Here is a 16,052-nt window from a genome sequence, read left to right as displayed (position 1 = left end):
AGAAACGGCTATTTTTAATTCATCGAATTATATTTAAATTTCTCGCGTAATTCTTTTCCTTTTTCCCGGCTCAACAAAACTTTATCTCCGGTTTTTAATAAAATCTCAAAAGTGCGTCCAGATGGTATTATCTCCTTTATATATTTCAGATTGACTACATATCCTTTGTGGCACCTGAAAAAATCTTTACTTAAATGCTGTTCCAATTCATGTATGCTGCTTCTAATTAAATATTCGTCCTTTATAGTTTTTATTAAAACCTTGGGAGTATAACTTTCAAAATAAATAATTTCATCAAAATCAGCAAACACTTTGCGCCCCTCAACCTTGATCAATAGCTTTTCGTCGTTCTGCACCCTACTGACCTCTTCCCTGGAAACTTTCTCTTTCAATTTCCTTATCGTCTTCTGTATCCTTTTTTCGTCCAATGGCTTCAAAATATAATCAAAGGAATACAGTTCAAAAGCCTCCAAAGCATAGTCAGGGTAAGCCGTAACAAAAACAAAATTTAACTGCGGGTAAACTTCGGCTAATTCCCTTGCCACTGCAATCCCGTTCATTTCCGGCATATCTATGTCCAGACAAACCACCTGAGGTCTTAACTTTTCCACCATTTTTACAGCTTCTTTACCATCACTGGCTATAGCCACTACTTTTACATCTTCCACTTCCTCAAAAATCTTCTTCAGGTAAACCGCCACATATTGTTCATCATCGGCTATCAGCACCTCTAAAGCCAATCCCCCTACCTCCTTTATTTGGAAAGGCGCAGAATACTGTCAATTCCCCCGATAAACCTATATCCTGCCGGAGTTATGGTAAAAGCCTGCCAAACCAGACCTGTCAATATAGCCAAAACAAACTCCGTAAATACCCCGGCAACCAGAAACAATTCAGCGACAATAAAGAAAACACTGGCGATATATAGGGACAACCTTTTAAACCTGGCTTTTTCCCTTTTCTCCGGTATACGTTTATTTTCTGTATCACCGGGAGCATATTTCCAGACTATAGCAAAAACTACCGGAACAGAGACATAAATCGCTGCTGTGTACACCTGAAAATTAATTACTGCATTCAAGGTCTTCACCACAATTCCAAGCAAAGGAAAAACCAGCGTTCCTCCCATTAAACACCGGTAAAAAGCCCGGCAATGTTCTCCTCCTGATGCCAGGCGAAAAACACCGGCTGTAAATACCAATACCATCGTTTCTTTTAAAACACCCAATAAATATGCCAGTAGCATAACGCTGATTGTTTTGATAACGGCTGCCAGCGCCAATTCCATACCAAATATAATTTTAACTTCTTTTTGCCTGTTCAGGTTTAATTCCCGGGCCAGATAAACGCCCGTCTTTACTGCGATACGGTTAATATTCAACATCTATTATCACCTCTCATCTTTCTTTCGAAAAAAGAATGGTCAACCTCGTACCCCATTCCGGTCTGCTGCAAACAATAATTTCGCCGTGATTTTTTTCGACCACGGATTTTACCGAAGCTAAACCAAATCCCCGCTTGCCATCCTCCCCTTTAGTGGAAAACCCCGGTACAAAAATCTTCTCCTTTATCTCGTCAGCAATGTATCCCTGATTGTGCACCTGAATTACCCATTGCCGGCCGGTATCAAAAATCTTCAGCGTCACTTCTCTGTCTTGTGAATTTAGTACTCTTACGGCTTCGAATGAATTGTCAATTAAATTGCCAAGAACAATGTTAAGCTCTATCGGGTTTAGCCTGATTTTTTCCAAACCGGTTTCAATTTCGATGATAAATGATATATTTTGGGCAGACGCAATACCCTTTTTCACCAAAAGCAAAGCCGATACTTCCGGAATATTAATGCGCAAGGATTCACTGGTTATCTTTACGTCCTCATACAGATTTTCTATATACTTGCCTGCCTTTTCAATCTCCCCTGTTTTCAAAAGAGCATAAACTGCCTGCATGTGATTAACAAAATCGTGTCTCTGAACCCTTATTACTTTTATCAAACCCCGCAAATAATCAATATATTGCTCCTGAACCTGCAACATCCTCTCCTGTTTTACCACCTGTAACAACTTTCGGGTGAAAAAGAACGAAAAGAGTATAATGGCGAAAATTACCCCATTAACGACTGATAACAATCTCTGAGGGGAATCCAATTGAGTGACACCATCTATAACAGTCTGAAAATAAAACTGAATGGAAACCAAAACCAAAACCAGCCCTAAAAGAACCAACGTTACAAATAAACCTTTATTACTCATGATTCTCTACATGCTCCAAATTTTCAAATTCCTGAACATCAAACAGGGTAATTCTTTTACGAAATAAAAAGTAAACTAAAATTGCCATCAGGATAAATTCAGGTATAGGGAAGACGAAACGCCAAAAGGGGTCCTTTAGTACTGCTTTAATAGGTATTCCCGTAACCAGGGATAATATCGGATTTAATATCATTTCACATAAAGTTATTCCAATTACACCTATAGAAGATGCCAGAATAGCATATATGATATTTAGCTTATAAAAACAGGTTACTAACATAACTAAAACAGGAAATTGCAAAATGATATGCAGCCCCGGCGCCAGAGGTAAAGCGCGTACTATATGAGATATTACCGAAGTGATTGCTGCTATAATAATTATTTTGGGAAGCCTTGGCCTTAAACCGGTTAAAACCAAACCAGATGAAATAACAAGTATATTTTCCGGGAAGGACTGAAATAGAATTAAACATAAATTGACAACCATTGCACACCCTCATTCCATGAATAAAAAATCCTATCCCCAAAGGAAATAGGCTTTAATAAAACCGCAACCTGGCAATCATAGCCTCCCCTGGCCGTAGACCCATAGCTTTGCGTCCTTCACTTTCGCGAAGTTTGCCAACTTTTATATGAATTACTATAATTTGAAAAAGATATGTATAATTTAATTTCTCGACAAAACAGCAGTCCTCCTGCAACAATCGTTCGTCTTTTTTTTACTTCATTCGACATAATACTGCTTTTCGGTTGAAAATCATCACCCTCATAATTGTTTTGGATTATAGGAAAGCTGTCCAAAAATGCCCTGCACCCCGTGTTTCAAACACAAGGCGCAGGGCACTTAGACAGCTCTTAGTGTGGGGAGAAAACTTGTGAAAGAGTCCCAGTAGGTTTATTTTTTTCTTGCGATAGTTCTTTTCACGGCGGCAGCAATATCTTTGGCCGTCAGGCCGTATTTCTCCAGCAGTTCAGCCGGGGTGCCCGATTCGCCGAAGGTATCCTTGAGCCCTACCCGCTCCATGGGTATCGGGCAGTTTTCCACTACTACCTCGGCCACGGCGCTGCCCAGGCCGCCGATGACGCTGTGTTCTTCAGCAGTAACGATAGCGCCGGTCTCTTTAGCCGCTTCAATTATAGCCTCCCTGTCAATAGGTTTGATCGTATGCATGTTGATTACTTTTATGTTGATACCTTCATTTTTTAAGATCTCCCATGCTTCCAGGGCCACCCCTGTCATCAGGCCGCAGGCCATAACGGTACAGTCATTTCCGTCTTTTAAGATGGCAGCTTTGCCCGGTTCAAATTTATAGTCCTCACCAAACAACACCGGGACAGCCAACCGGCCCAGCCTGATATAGACAGGCCCTTTTATTTCCAACGCCGCCTGTACGGCCGCTTCCGTTTCCGGCCCATCCGCCGGCACAATGACAGTCATGTTGGGAATGGTGCGCATCAGGGAAATATCCTCCACCGACTGGTGGGAGGCGCCGTCTTCCCCAACGCTGATACCGGCATGGCTGGCGGCAATTTTTACATTTAGGTTGGGATAGGCAACCGAGTTCCTGATTTGTTCAAACGCCCGCCCGGACGCAAAAACGGCAAAAGAACTGACAAAAGGTATTTTCCCGGCTGCTGCCAGACCGGCTGCCGTGGCCACCATGTTCTGCTCCGCTACGCCCATGTCGAAAAAACGGTCAGGAAATTCCCTGGCAAAATCAATGGTCTTGGTGGATTTGGCCAGGTCGGCATCCAGGACCACTATATCTTTATTGATATGGCCCAGTTTTTTCAAAGCTCGTCCGTACGCTTCTCTGGTGGCGATTTTACTCATTTTGTTCTACCTCCCCCTGTAGTTCTGCCAGGGCCTGCTGAACCTGTTCCGCATCAGGTGCCGAACCATGCCAGCCAACTTCGTTTTCCATAAAGGATACTCCTTTGCCCTTTACGGTATTGGCTATAATCATTGCAGGTTTTCCTTTTACCCGGCGCGCTTCCTGAAGGGCTGAGATAATTTGTTTAAAATCATGGCCGTCAATAACTACCACATGCCACCCGAACGCTTGCCATTTATCGGCCACAGGTTCCGGTGACATTACTTCGCAGGTTGGCCCGTCAATCTGCAGACCATTGTGGTCAAGAATACCGACCAGGTTGTCCAGTTTATAATGGGCGGCCGCCATGGCTGCCTCCCATATCTGCCCTTCCTGAATCTCACCGTCACCCAGTAAAGCATAAACCCGGAAATCCTTCCTGTCTATTTTACCGGCCAGGGCCATCCCCACTGCAGTTGATAACCCCTGCCCCAGGGAGCCTGTTGACATTTCCACGCCGGGCAGGTGTTTCATGCTGGGGTGCCCCTGCAGGCGTGAATTGATTTTTCGCAAAGTATGCAACTCATCAACAGGGAAAAAACCTTTTTCCGCCAAAGCAGCATAAAGAACGGGGGCCGCATGCCCTTTACTCAAAACAAAACGGTCCCGGTCCGGCCACTGGGGTTCTTCGGGCCTGATGCGCATTTCATGAAAATAAAGGGTGGTAACAATATCGGCAGCGGACAGAGAGCCTCCGGGATGCCCGGATTTTGCCTCCCCAACCATGCGAATAATATGCTGCCGAATCGTATTAGCCTTGCGGGCCAGCTCCTGCAGTTTGGCTTCATTCATAAAACCGTCACTCCTTTTCCAACTATGCAATGCTTCCCTTGAACCCCTCGCCAAGCACCTCATGCACATCGGTCAATATTACAAAGGCCCGGGGATCAATTTGATGAACTAATTCTTTTAAGCCGGAAATCTCGGCCCGGGTGACCACTGACAGAATGACTTTTTTGTCTGTTCCTGTATAAAAACCTGTTCCATGTAAGGCCGTAGCCCCCCGGTCAAGCTTCTCCAGTATCGCCTGCCCAATCTCTTCGGCATTATCAGATATAATCAGCGCCGCTTTAGCGCTACCGAAACCTTCCTGCACCACGTCAATCACCCGGGCGGTCAGGAAAACAGTCAGTAGGGCGTATAAAGCCAGTTCGGCGTTAAATACATAACCGGCTGCTATGATAACCATGGCATCAATACCGAAAAGTATCAACCCGACACTGGCCCAAACCAGGTACTTATTGACAATCGCCGCAGCCAGGTCAGTGCCGCCCGTGGTTGCCTTATAACGAAAAACTAACCCCAGACCTATGCCAACAGCTATTCCTCCATATATGGAAGCCAGTAACGGCTGGTGTGTGGGCACCGGAACATAAGGAGCCAGCAGGTCAACAGCCACGGACAGGGCAATTGTTCCATACAGGGAACGAACGCCAAACCCGAAACCCAGCGTTTTAATGGCCGTGAGGAAAAGCGGAACATTTATCAACAGCATGGCCATCCCCACCGGCACTCTGAAAAGATAATATAAAAGCGTGGCAATGCCGCTTACACCGCCGGCAGCAATTTTATTAGGCACCAGGAACATATCCAGGCCCAAGGCCATAATTACAACTCCAACGGTGATCCCTATATAATCCCTTACTACCTTTGCAGTCATAAAAAATTCACCTCTGGAAGGAGCAGTAATACTATTCTTCCTCAACTGCAGGCTTTTTAGGCAGGATTGTCCCTTTTTATCCGGCTCTTCAAATAGGCCGCGATAAACTCATCAATTTCTCCGTCCATAACGGCCTGTACGTTGCCGGTTTCAACACCGGTCCGGTGGTCCTTGACCAGGCTGTATGGATGGAAAACATAGGAGCGAATCTGACTGCCCCAGGCAATCTCCTGCTGTTCACCCCGCAATTTGTTCAATTCTTCTTCCTTTTTTTTAATCTCCAGGTCCAAAAGTTTTGCCTGCAGCAACTTCATGGCTTTCAGACGATTGCTGTGCTGGGAACGTTCATTCTGACACTGGACTACAATGCCTGTAGGAATATGTGTAATCCTGACAGCCGAATCAGTCTTGTTGACATGCTGCCCCCCGGCACCACCGGAACGAAAAGTGTCTATACGTAAGTCAGCCGGGTCAATAACAATTTCCGTCTCATCATCTACCTCCGGCAGGACATCCACGGAAGCAAAAGATGTATGCCGCCGTCCGGAAGCATCAAAAGGAGAAATCCGCACCAACCTGTGGACGCCTTTTTCCGATTTCAAGTAACCATAGGCATAAGGCCCTTCAATAGAAATACTGGCACTTTTTATGCCGGCTTCATCTCCAGGCAATAAATCCAAGGTGTCTATTTTATAACCTTTTTCTTCCGCCCACCGCGTATACATCCGCAGGAGCATCTGTACCCAGTCCTGGGCTTCTGTACCACCGGCTCCTGCATGCAGGGAAATGATGGCATTGCCTTTATCGTATTTGTCTCCCAGCAGCAGGGTTAATTCGGCCTGTTCTATATTGTGCCGCAAATGCCTGATATCCCGGGCGACTTCTTTTTCAATTTCGTCCGGGTCGTCATCTTCCATGCCCAATTCCCAGAGGGTATAAACATCATCATACTGCCTTTTCAGGGTATTGTACAACTCGATGGTATCTTTAAGGTCATTGATTTCGCGCATTACTTTCTGCGCTTCCACCGGGTTGTCCCAAAATCCCTGTTCAGCCGTTTTTTCTTCCAGTACGTTTACTGCCCGAACTTTACCGGCTATGTCAAAGAGAAACCCTCAATTCTTCCAAACGTTCAGCCAGTTCAATCAAATCCCGTTTTAAATCCGCTATCAATTTTAACCCTCCAAAATCCTGTTTAATATAGTAACAAAATTAGCTACTATTGACTCTACTTTCCACAATACTTTTTATTATACTTTTTAGACTGTTTTTTGTCAAAAATAACAGGCCTGCTGCAGCCGCCGGCCTAAATTACAAATTTTGGCTTTTTTTCTAGATTGGACCTGGTCCTGGCTTCGTGGAAGTTATCCGCGATGGACCCGCCCATTCCGTATCCCACCCGAAACTCAAATCCTGTCCGCGCTTTGACAGCGTCCGTTATTCTTTTGATTATCAGCCGAATAATGTTTTCGTCCTCAACGTTGGTTATAATCACGAACTCATCGCCTCCTACCAGTCCTACCACATCCCTTTCCCGTTTCCTGTCCTGAACGCGGACAACAGACCTGATGGTATTCAATATCTCCCTTTTTGTCCCCTGCACTTCGTATTCACTGTGCAACTGGACAAATTTGCCAAAGCATTTTAAATCTAACAGGATTACCGTTGCCCCAGCCCTGATTTTTATATTCAGTAGCTTTAACCTGGGATCTTCAGGTCCCGCCACCCCTATGACCAGTTCTTTTACCAGTTCGTCTTCCATTTTCTCCGGCTCTGCCAATAAGTAAATCTTGCCCTGAAACTTCCGCTCAATAGCACACAACTGGTCAAGAACGGCCACTGCCTGGGCCAGGTTGCTGCCTTTGGCCGCATACTGCTCCGGCCGAAAACAAAGTATATCATCACATATCATCGGAGCCAAAGAAAGGGCCAGGGCAATTTTCTTTAACACCTGAGGGTATATTTTTACATGATGATGTAAAGCAATGGCTTCAATAATACCGGATTTTATATTATACGTTTCGGAAATCCGCACACTCTTGACCAGGTGCCGGTGTATGGGCTCTTTATACTCGACCCAGCCGGGAACATGTTTTTTCAGGTTTTTGGGCGGCTTGTTCTTTTTCACGGATTGGGGCTCAAAAAACGAATCATCTATTTCCGGCCCTTTGCCTATGTCGTGAAAAAGCACAGCCGTAATTAAGTCTGCTTTGTCGATACCTAATTCAATAAGGATCTCCTCTCCAATCATTTCTGCAAATTCAGCCATGCGTAAAACATGATGCAGTTGGTTTTCCCCCAATGATATCAAATCCGCCAGTTTAAAAAGCTCCTGTACCTCAAAAAAGCGATTAATCAGTGGAATTAACCGGGGCCGTACCAGAGCCTTAACAACGCACATCAACAGGTCACGTTCACAGTAAGGCCTGTCGCAATCGCCGTTTCCCCGGCACCCGTTTTTCTCTCCTTGATACATTAATTTCAACTGCATAAAACTCCCTCTTTCCAAAATCCCCCACCATTGGCTGTATTAATATAATTAGTCGATTCCTTGTTTTTTCCTGCTTAATTAAGCAAAAAAGGATGCCGGAATAGGGCATCCTTGGTTAGTATAAGTAAAACTGGCTCATGGACTGCTATTATTGCTTTTTTGTGATTCCATGCTGTTACCGGTCCCCTGTACATTTTCGCCCTGGGACTGGGCATTTTTGTCGCCATTGGGCTCCGCCAGGTTCAGTACAGTACGTAACACCACAATATCAACGCGTCTGTTCATGGCCCGGTTGGCTTCACTGGTATTAGGCACCAGCGGCCTGTATTCCCCGTATCCTGTCGCCGACAGGCGCTTCGGGTCAAAGCCCACCCGGTCTATCAAAAATTTCACCACATTGGTGGCCCTGGCCGTGGAAAGTTCCCAGTTGGAAGGAAACTTGGCCGTCCTGATGGGCAGGTCACAGGTATGTCCTTCAATCCTGAGGTTATTGGGCATGTTTTTTAACACCTGGCCAATTTTTATCAGCACTTCCTGGGCCCGTGGATTGATTTCCGCCGAACCCATAGCAAAGAACATGGTTTCTTTAAGGCTGATGACAAGCCCGCGTTCCTCGTAGGCAACCACAACTTTCCCGCCCAGGTTTTGGCCCTTTATATAGGCGTCTAACTGTTCCTTCGCCTTTTGCATTTCTTCCATTTCCTTTTTCTGGGTGCCTTCAGACTGTCCGGGGATTACCAACGGGCCGGGGGCCTCGCCGATAAAGTAACCGCTGTTCTGCCCGACCAACGCCCTGCTCAGGGAGGAAGACAACTGGGCAAACTTCTTGGCATTAACGTTGCTGATAGTGTACATGACGATAAAAAATATCATTAATAATGTGATTAAGTCAGCATATGTAATCAACCACCGCTCGTGGTTGGGCGCCTTTTCCGGCTCCTTGGCCCGTTTGCCCATATCTTACACCTCTTTTTGCGTTTCCTTTCTTACCTTGGCCGACAGGAAGGCCCTCAGTTTCTCGCCCACTATACTCGGGTTGTCACCTGCCTGGATAGATAATATTCCTTCCAGGGCCACTTCCTTGATGAAGCGTTCCTGTTTACTCTTCAGCTTCAGTTTATGTCCCATGGGCAGCCATAATATGTTAGCCGAAGAAACACCATACAAAGTGGCGATAAAAGCGGAAGCAATAGCGGGACCTAAGCTTTCAGGATCTGAAAGGTTGCCTAAAACGTGTACCAGCCCCATTACGGTACCGATAATACCCATTGTCGGCGCATAACCACCCGCTGATTCAAAGATATCAGCTCCGATTTTATGCCGCTGGTCCATAAATTCAATCTGTGTTTCCAGGATGTCCCTGACCAGCGCCGGATCCGTTCCGTCTACTACCAGTTGGATGCCCTGGCGCAGGAAATCATCCTCAATGTTGGCCGTTTCCCTTTCCAGGGAAAGGAGCCCTTCCCGCCGGGCCTTTTCCGCAAACCCTACCAACGTTACAATCAGTTCGTTCACCTCGTATTTATGCTCCTTAAAAACTATCCTCAAAAGAGCAGGAATCGATTTGATATCTTCCATCTTAAAACTGGCCACCGTGGCGCCAATCGTACCGCCAAAAACGATCAGGGCAGCAGAACCGGCCAATAGAGAACTTACATGTCCCTTTTCTGCTACAAAACCACCTACCAAAGAAAGTAAGCCAAATATAATTCCCAATATTGAGGTTAAATCCACCCTATAACCACCTGCACTTTATTAGTTTTAAATAAGACCAAATAATATTTATTGATGTCATGTTTTATTATTGGCTACCGAACCATGTTTTTCCTCCCTGCATCTACAAGTTATGACAAAATTTTGCGCCTTCCCGCATCGTTGACACCCCTTAACTTTAATTAGTATCGAGATTTTTCACTAAGAACTTTATAGCCGGCGCATAACTTTTTCCAAAAATAGAATAAAAAAAGCGCGCTTCGGTCAATCTCCTTAGCGCGCGATTTCAAGTATTTCATACCCCCTCAAGCGGGAGTCATTTTCCTTCTGTTGACGCTCCACAACATTTCTTGTACTTTTTGCCGCTGCCGCAAGGGCAAGGGTCATTGCGGCCCACTTTCTTTCCAACCCGCACCGGCTGCCGCGGCTCTTCTTCGGCGTACCTGTTTTCGACAACATTATGATGCTGAACTGCCGGTTGCTCCACAACACTGACCCGGAAGATGTACCTGATCACATCTTCCTGAATGCTGAAGATCATGTTCTGGAACATCTCATAACCTTCAAATTTGTATTCCACCAGCGGGTCTTTCTGGCCATAGGCCCGCAAACCGATACCCTGACGAAGCTGATCCATGGCATCCAGGTGGTCCATCCATTTTTCATCAACCACCCGCAGCAACACTGCTCTTTCAATCTCCCGCAGGGTGTCAGCACCAAGTTCCTTTTCGCGGGCCTCATATAAGGCCACTGAACGTTCAAAAAGTAACTCCTTGATCTCATCCCGGCCCATGTCTTCCAGGTCGGCAGCCTTAATGTCGTGGTGTGGCAGGTACAACTGTTCACTGTAGCGCAGGAGCCCTTCCAAATCCCATTCCTCGGGGTGGACCCCCTTGTTGCAGTAAACATCGAGAGCTCCGTCAATCAAGGTCTCGATCATCTGTATAATCGTTTCTTTAAGGTTTTCTCCTACCAGAACCCTTCGTCGCTGCTCATAAATAACTTCCCGCTGCTTATTCATAACATCGTCGTATTCAAGAACGTGTTTTCTGATGTCAAAGTTCCTGTTCTCCACCCGTTTTTGGGCAGCTTCAATAGAACGGGTGATAATAGGGTGCTCTATCGGAACATCCTCTTCCATACCCAGCTTATCCATTAACCCGCTGATATTATCGGAGCCAAATAACCGCATCAGGTCGTCTTCCAGCGAGATGTAGAACCTGGTGGAACCCGGGTCTCCCTGCCGGCCCGCCCGGCCGCGCAACTGGTTATCAATACGCCTGGATTCGTGGCGCTCCGTGCCAATTATATGAAGGCCGCCCAGTTCAACCACCTTCCGGTGTTCCTCATCGGTAATCTTTTTATATTTTTCAACAAGTTGGGCAAAGGTTTCCGGGTCTTCGTCAGGTTCTTGGCCCATTTTCCGCATTTCATCATGGGCCAGGTATTCGGGGTTCCCCCCCAGCAAAATATCGGTGCCCCGGCCAGCCATGTTGGTTGCAATGGTCACCGCCCCCAGCCTGCCCGCCTGAGCGATGATATCTGCCTCTTTTTCATGATACTTGGCGTTCAAAACATTGTGCTTAATGCCTTTTCTCTTGAGCATTTGGCTAAGTTCTTCCGATTTTTCTATGGATATGGTACCTACCAATACAGGCTGTCCCTTGGCATGGCGTTCGGCAATTTCCTCCACTACCGCCCTGAACTTGGCTGCCTCAGTCTTGTAGATGGCATCGGGCAAATCTTTCCGAATCATCGGTTTATTGGTGGGAATGACCACCACATCTAGGCCGTATATTTTCCTGAACTCTTCCTCTTCTGTTACGGCCGTACCGGTCATACCCGCCAGTTTTTCGTACATCCGGAAATAATTCTGGAAGGTAATGGTAGCCAGGGTCTGGGATTCTCTTTCGATTTTAACCCCTTCCTTGGCTTCAATGGCCTGGTGCAGTCCTTCGCTGTACCGCCGGCCGAACATCAAACGGCCTGTAAACTCGTCAACAATAATAACCTCTCCATCCTTGACCACATAATCGCGGTCTCTTTTCATCAGGGCATGGGCCTTCAAAGCCTGGTTCAAATGGTGGGTGAGTTCAATCTTGTCATCATCATAAAGATTATCTACGCCAAGCATTTTTTCGGCCTTGGCTATGCCTGATTCAGTCAGGGTTACGATATGGGCCTTTTCATCCACTGTATAATCTTCATCTTTAACCAGTTTGGGAACAATTTTGGCCATTACGTAATATAAATCCGTCGCTTTATCTGCCTGGCCCGAAATAATCAGGGGGGTTCTCGCCTCGTCGATGAGGATGCTGTCCACTTCGTCAACGATGGCATAATAAAGGTCCCTCTGGACCAGTTGTTCTTTACTCAAGGCCATGTTGTCCCTAAGGTAATCGAAGCCGAATTCGTTGTTGGTACCGTAAATAATATCAGCATTATAAGCAGCCTTTTTTTGCGCATAGTCCTGGCCATGAACGATTAACCCCACAGACAGGCCGAGAAATTTATAAATACGGCCCATCCACTCACTGTCCCGGGTAGCCAGGTAATCGTTAACGGTAATTACATGCACTCCCCTGCCGGTAAGCGCATTCAGGTAAGCAGGCAGAGTGGCCACCAGCGTCTTGCCCTCACCGGTTTTCATCTCGGCAATCCGCCCCTGGTGCAGAACAATGCCGCCTATCAACTGCACATCAAAATGGCGCATGCCTAAAACCCGCCGTGATGCTTCCCGGACAACAGCAAAAGCCTCCGGCAGGATGTCGTCCAAGGTTTCTCCCCTGGCTAAGCGCTCTTTAAATTCCGGCGTCTTGGCCTTCAAACGGTCATCGGTCAAAGCCTTGATTTCCGGCTCCAGAGCATTTATTTGATCAACAACCTTTTGCAGTTTCTTTATTTCCTTGGCATTGTCATCGAAAAAATTTTTCAGAAAGCCCAGCATATTTACACCCTCTTCAGAAACAAAATAAAAAAAAGGATTCTTACAATTTCAGGAATCAGCTATATTCCATTGTATCACCTTTAATAAGCCTTTTCAAGTAGGGGAAACCTGTCGAAATCTTCCTCAATACCCGGTATCCCGTCACCGCCGGCTAACAGTTGCTGTGCTGTATGGGCCAACACAATACAAAAACCGGCGCGGCCGGTTTTTCACAGTTTTCCGTTTATATGGGTAAACTTGATATAATCACCTTTATTTTTCATAGCGTTAATAATTAAGTAAAAAGCCCCTATATCTATAACGATATCCCCTATACTTATCAATTCATTTTGGTAAGGTAACGGACAAAAAATCTGATCCGCCAACCACTTCAATTTTGTACTGTCCGATATCAACCCATGAGTACCGCTGTTTCCCTTTTCCAGGGCCTGCAACACGGCCGGCGGCAATAAGTCAGCCCTCACCGGCATCAGACCCTGGTTCAGCATAATTACCAGAAAGTTCATAAAAACTCCCAGTCCTAACAATTTGATGCCCGGAACCGCTCTGTTCAGGAAAAGTCCCATAAACAATGGCAGATAGGAAAATAAATGAATATAACCCCTGTAATCAACTGCCCACTGAACACCCTTGCCCACGAGATAGTTTAATGCTGACTGGAGGATGAAAGATAAAAAAAATAATTCTATGTGTTTTAAAGAAAGATGCTTAAGATTAAAGAGGCTCCCCCCTACCAAGGCTCCAATGACAATGGCTACAACCACCGTTTCAAGTAACAAACTAAATCTCCCCCTGTCTACGCAGAACTTTTTTAAACACTTTTACTACCTGCGGGTCAAACTGTTTACCTGCCAAAGACTCCAGTTCCGCCAGGGCCTCTGCCTTAGTCTTGGCCTTCCGGTATGGCCGGTCCGTCGTCATGGCGTCAAAAGCGTCAACCACCGCCAAGATACGGGCCCCCTCCGGTATATCATAACCTCGCAGGCCTGCCGGATAACCGGTGCCGTCAAAACGTTCATGGTGAAATCGGACTATGTCAGCTCCACTGCTCAAAAAATTTATTTTTTCTATTATCTGGGCGCCGATTAAGGAATGACGTTTGACCTCTGCATATTCGTCCGCCGTTAAAGCTTCAGGTTTATTCAGAATTCTGTCTTTGATGCCGATTTTTCCGGCATCGTGGAGGAGGGCTATATAATGGAGCCTGGTTAATTCCTTGTCAGTATATCCGATATCCCTGGCTATTGCCAATGCATATCCCGCCACCCGTTCCGCGTGTCCTCGCACATGCGGATCTTTGACTTCAATGACTGCTACCAGGGTTTTCACCGTATTAAGGTAACTCTGGCGGATGTTCGTATACAGCCGAAAGGCATAGTTAACCAGCATAACCGGTACGAAAAAGAGTAACACAAAAAACAGCCTGTTTTGAGTTTCCACTGAATTAAATATATATGGTATTAAGTAGGCCAAAGGAGCCAGCACAAAAAAATTCAGCGATATTTCTTTACCGATTTCCACCCATTCATCTTTGAAGGGAATTTTCCTCTTGCGGCCCGCATATTGGACAACGGCCAATAAAGTAATATCAGTTATAAAATAAGCCATGGTAGCTGCTATAAAACCGAATATAGTATCAGTTGCCAAATTATAGGCCAACCCGGCAGCCGCAACGGTACAGGTACTAAGTGCAGCGTTGAAAAGGCTGTTATAAAACGGCCATTTCCTTTCTATTGCCAGTTTGACGGTATTTACCAAAAACACGGTCATAAACGTTGTCAGTATAGCAACGCTCATTCCAAATAACTGAATAACCACCAGCTCAATGATAAAGGCAAGCGAATATTCAATATTTGCCGACAGCCTGATCCTGAAGGCATTAGATATCAACAGGAGTACAACAAACAGGGATAAGTCAGGCCACGAATGGAGTATAACTTCCTGATTGCCAAATAAAAACAAAAGTGTAAATCCGCCGACAATGATCAATATTTTATATACTTTGTCCAATATAAGCTGCACCGGTTTTAAGCTAACCATCAAATCACCCGTATTTCCCGTTACTCAGATGCTCAATACAGAATCACAGTTGGTTGGCGCCTGTATCTTACGCTTTTCATCCATTACGCTTAAAAACACCTTGACGACCTGTGGGTCAAACTGCTGTCCAGACATTTCTTCAAGTATGGCAAAAGCTTCATGAAAACTTCTTCTCGGTCGGTAAGCCCGGTCAGACGTCATGGCATCAAAAGCGTCGGCAACACTGATAATACGTGCTCCCAACGGAATATCTTCTCCCGATAGCCCATGGGGATAACCCCCACCGGCATATTGTTCGTGGTGATATAAAATATATTCCTTGCTTACGGCCAGGTCTTCCATCGCCTCTATTATTTTGGCCCCCAGCCCGGAATGACCTTTAATAATCTCAAACTCTTCTGCTGTCAGTTTGTCCCTTTTACACAGTATATCATCGCTAATCCCTATTTTGCCGACATCGTGCAGCAAAGCCATATGTTGGATCATTTCCACCTGGTCTTCCGGAAGCTTCATGGCTCGTGCAATTAAAGTTGCATATTCAGAAACCCTTTCGGAATGGCCCCTGGTATACCTGTCTTTAGCATCAATAGCACTTGCGAGGGCAGCCAAAGTATCCATATAGTTTTGGCGGACTTCCATATAGGACTTGAATATAAATCTGGCCAGAAGCAAAGGCACAAAGAAAAGTGATATTCCCCAATATCCGGCAAAGTTATAAATACCGGACATTAAAATACTTAACAACGTTAGGGCAAATAGATTTGGTAAGGTCCATTTTAAATTTGTAATCCATATCCTCCACGGAGATACTTTTTGCACCAATGCCAAAATAACGGTAAGAGCTAAATGGTTTATGAAAAAACAGCTTATGGCCGCCACAAAAAGCGGCATTAATTTCAAATAATTAATATCACCGATCATGCCTCCCGCACTGATATAGACAAGTTCAGTTACAGAGACGGTTACGATGTACTGGGCAATATTGAAAACCCTTTTATACGTAAGCGTAAAATAATCCCCACCTTGCAACTAAGGTAGGGACTCAAATAGGCTTAATTATTGACCCGGCAGCTAC

15 protein-coding genes and 1 riboswitch are annotated in these 16,052 nt (G+C 45.5%); all 15 genes read right to left on the bottom strand.

Annotated elements, in window-relative coordinates:
• Window positions 1–14: 14 nt before the first annotated feature.
• Window positions 15–740: a LytR/AlgR family response regulator transcription factor gene (locus tag ACSNJE_RS14665; protein WP_495252959.1), complete on the bottom strand. Its 726-nt coding sequence runs from the start codon at window positions 738–740 to the stop codon at window positions 15–17.
• Window positions 741–754: 14 nt separating this feature from the next.
• Window positions 755–1,384, bottom strand: coding sequence for an accessory gene regulator ArgB-like protein (locus ACSNJE_RS14660; protein WP_495252958.1), 630 nt, complete (start codon window positions 1,382–1,384; stop codon window positions 755–757).
• A gap of 13 nt (window positions 1,385–1,397) precedes the next feature.
• The gene (locus ACSNJE_RS14655; protein WP_495252957.1) at window positions 1,398–2,252 is read right to left on the bottom strand and encodes a sensor histidine kinase; all 855 of its coding nucleotides are present in this window, start codon (window positions 2,250–2,252) and stop codon (window positions 1,398–1,400) included.
• Window positions 2,245–2,739 (bottom strand): hypothetical protein, encoded by a 495-nt coding sequence (locus ACSNJE_RS14650; RefSeq protein ID WP_495252956.1) that lies wholly within the window; start codon window positions 2,737–2,739, stop codon window positions 2,245–2,247. The genes ACSNJE_RS14655 and ACSNJE_RS14650 overlap by 8 nt, the downstream gene beginning before the upstream one ends.
• Before the next feature lie 59 nt (window positions 2,740–2,798).
• Window positions 2,799–2,885, bottom strand: a riboswitch (cyclic di-GMP riboswitch).
• Between the two features lie 262 nt (window positions 2,886–3,147).
• Window positions 3,148–4,086 (bottom strand): transketolase family protein, encoded by a 939-nt coding sequence (locus tag ACSNJE_RS14645; RefSeq protein WP_495252955.1) that lies wholly within the window; start codon window positions 4,084–4,086, stop codon window positions 3,148–3,150.
• On the bottom strand, window positions 4,079–4,918 hold the full coding sequence (locus tag ACSNJE_RS14640; RefSeq protein ID WP_474773439.1) for a transketolase: 840 nt from the start codon (window positions 4,916–4,918) through the stop codon (window positions 4,079–4,081). Before ACSNJE_RS14640 ends, ACSNJE_RS14645 begins: the two co-directional genes overlap by 8 nt.
• A 22-nt stretch (window positions 4,919–4,940) precedes the next feature.
• Window positions 4,941–5,786 carry a YitT family protein gene (locus ACSNJE_RS14635; protein WP_052217341.1) on the bottom strand — a complete coding sequence of 282 codons (846 nt, stop codon included), beginning with the start codon at window positions 5,784–5,786 and terminating at the stop codon, window positions 4,941–4,943.
• Window positions 5,787–5,842: 56 nt separating this feature from the next.
• Window positions 5,843–6,959 (bottom strand): peptide chain release factor 2 gene (prfB, locus tag ACSNJE_RS14630; protein WP_474773440.1). Its coding sequence is split into 2 segments (ribosomal slippage): window positions 5,843–6,889 and window positions 6,891–6,959, totalling 1,116 coding nucleotides; the frame shifts between segments, so codons are not numbered across the junction.
• A 133-nt stretch (window positions 6,960–7,092) separates the two neighbouring features.
• Window positions 7,093–8,277, bottom strand: a complete 1,185-nt coding sequence (locus ACSNJE_RS14625; RefSeq protein WP_052217340.1) for an HD domain-containing protein — start codon at window positions 8,275–8,277, stop codon at window positions 7,093–7,095.
• A 135-nt stretch (window positions 8,278–8,412) separates the two neighbouring features.
• Entirely contained in the window at window positions 8,413–9,234 is an 822-nt protein-coding gene (locus ACSNJE_RS14620; protein WP_495252954.1) for an OmpA/MotB family protein, read from the bottom strand.
• A gap of 3 nt (window positions 9,235–9,237) precedes the next feature.
• Window positions 9,238–10,011, bottom strand: a complete 774-nt coding sequence (locus ACSNJE_RS14615) for a flagellar motor protein (protein ID WP_013121592.1) — start codon at window positions 10,009–10,011, stop codon at window positions 9,238–9,240.
• A 295-nt stretch (window positions 10,012–10,306) separates the two neighbouring features.
• Window positions 10,307–12,937, bottom strand: coding sequence for a preprotein translocase subunit SecA (secA, locus tag ACSNJE_RS14610; RefSeq protein WP_474659851.1), 2,631 nt, complete (start codon window positions 12,935–12,937; stop codon window positions 10,307–10,309).
• A 209-nt stretch (window positions 12,938–13,146) separates the two neighbouring features.
• Window positions 13,147–13,716, bottom strand: coding sequence for a DUF5317 domain-containing protein (locus ACSNJE_RS14605; protein ID WP_013121594.1), 570 nt, complete (start codon window positions 13,714–13,716; stop codon window positions 13,147–13,149).
• Window position 13,717: 1 nt separating this feature from the next.
• Window positions 13,718–14,977, bottom strand: a complete 1,260-nt coding sequence (locus ACSNJE_RS14600; RefSeq protein WP_495252953.1) for an HD-GYP domain-containing protein — start codon at window positions 14,975–14,977, stop codon at window positions 13,718–13,720.
• A gap of 24 nt (window positions 14,978–15,001) precedes the next feature.
• The gene (locus tag ACSNJE_RS14595) at window positions 15,002–15,898 is read right to left on the bottom strand and encodes an HD-GYP domain-containing protein (protein WP_495252952.1); all 897 of its coding nucleotides are present in this window, start codon (window positions 15,896–15,898) and stop codon (window positions 15,002–15,004) included.
• Between the last annotated feature and the right edge of the window lie 154 nt (window positions 15,899–16,052).

It is taken from the genome of Thermincola sp. GK-1, from assembly GCF_059412445.1.
Note: the sequence above shows the minus strand (reverse complement) of the source record. Positions and strands in the feature narration are given on the sequence as shown.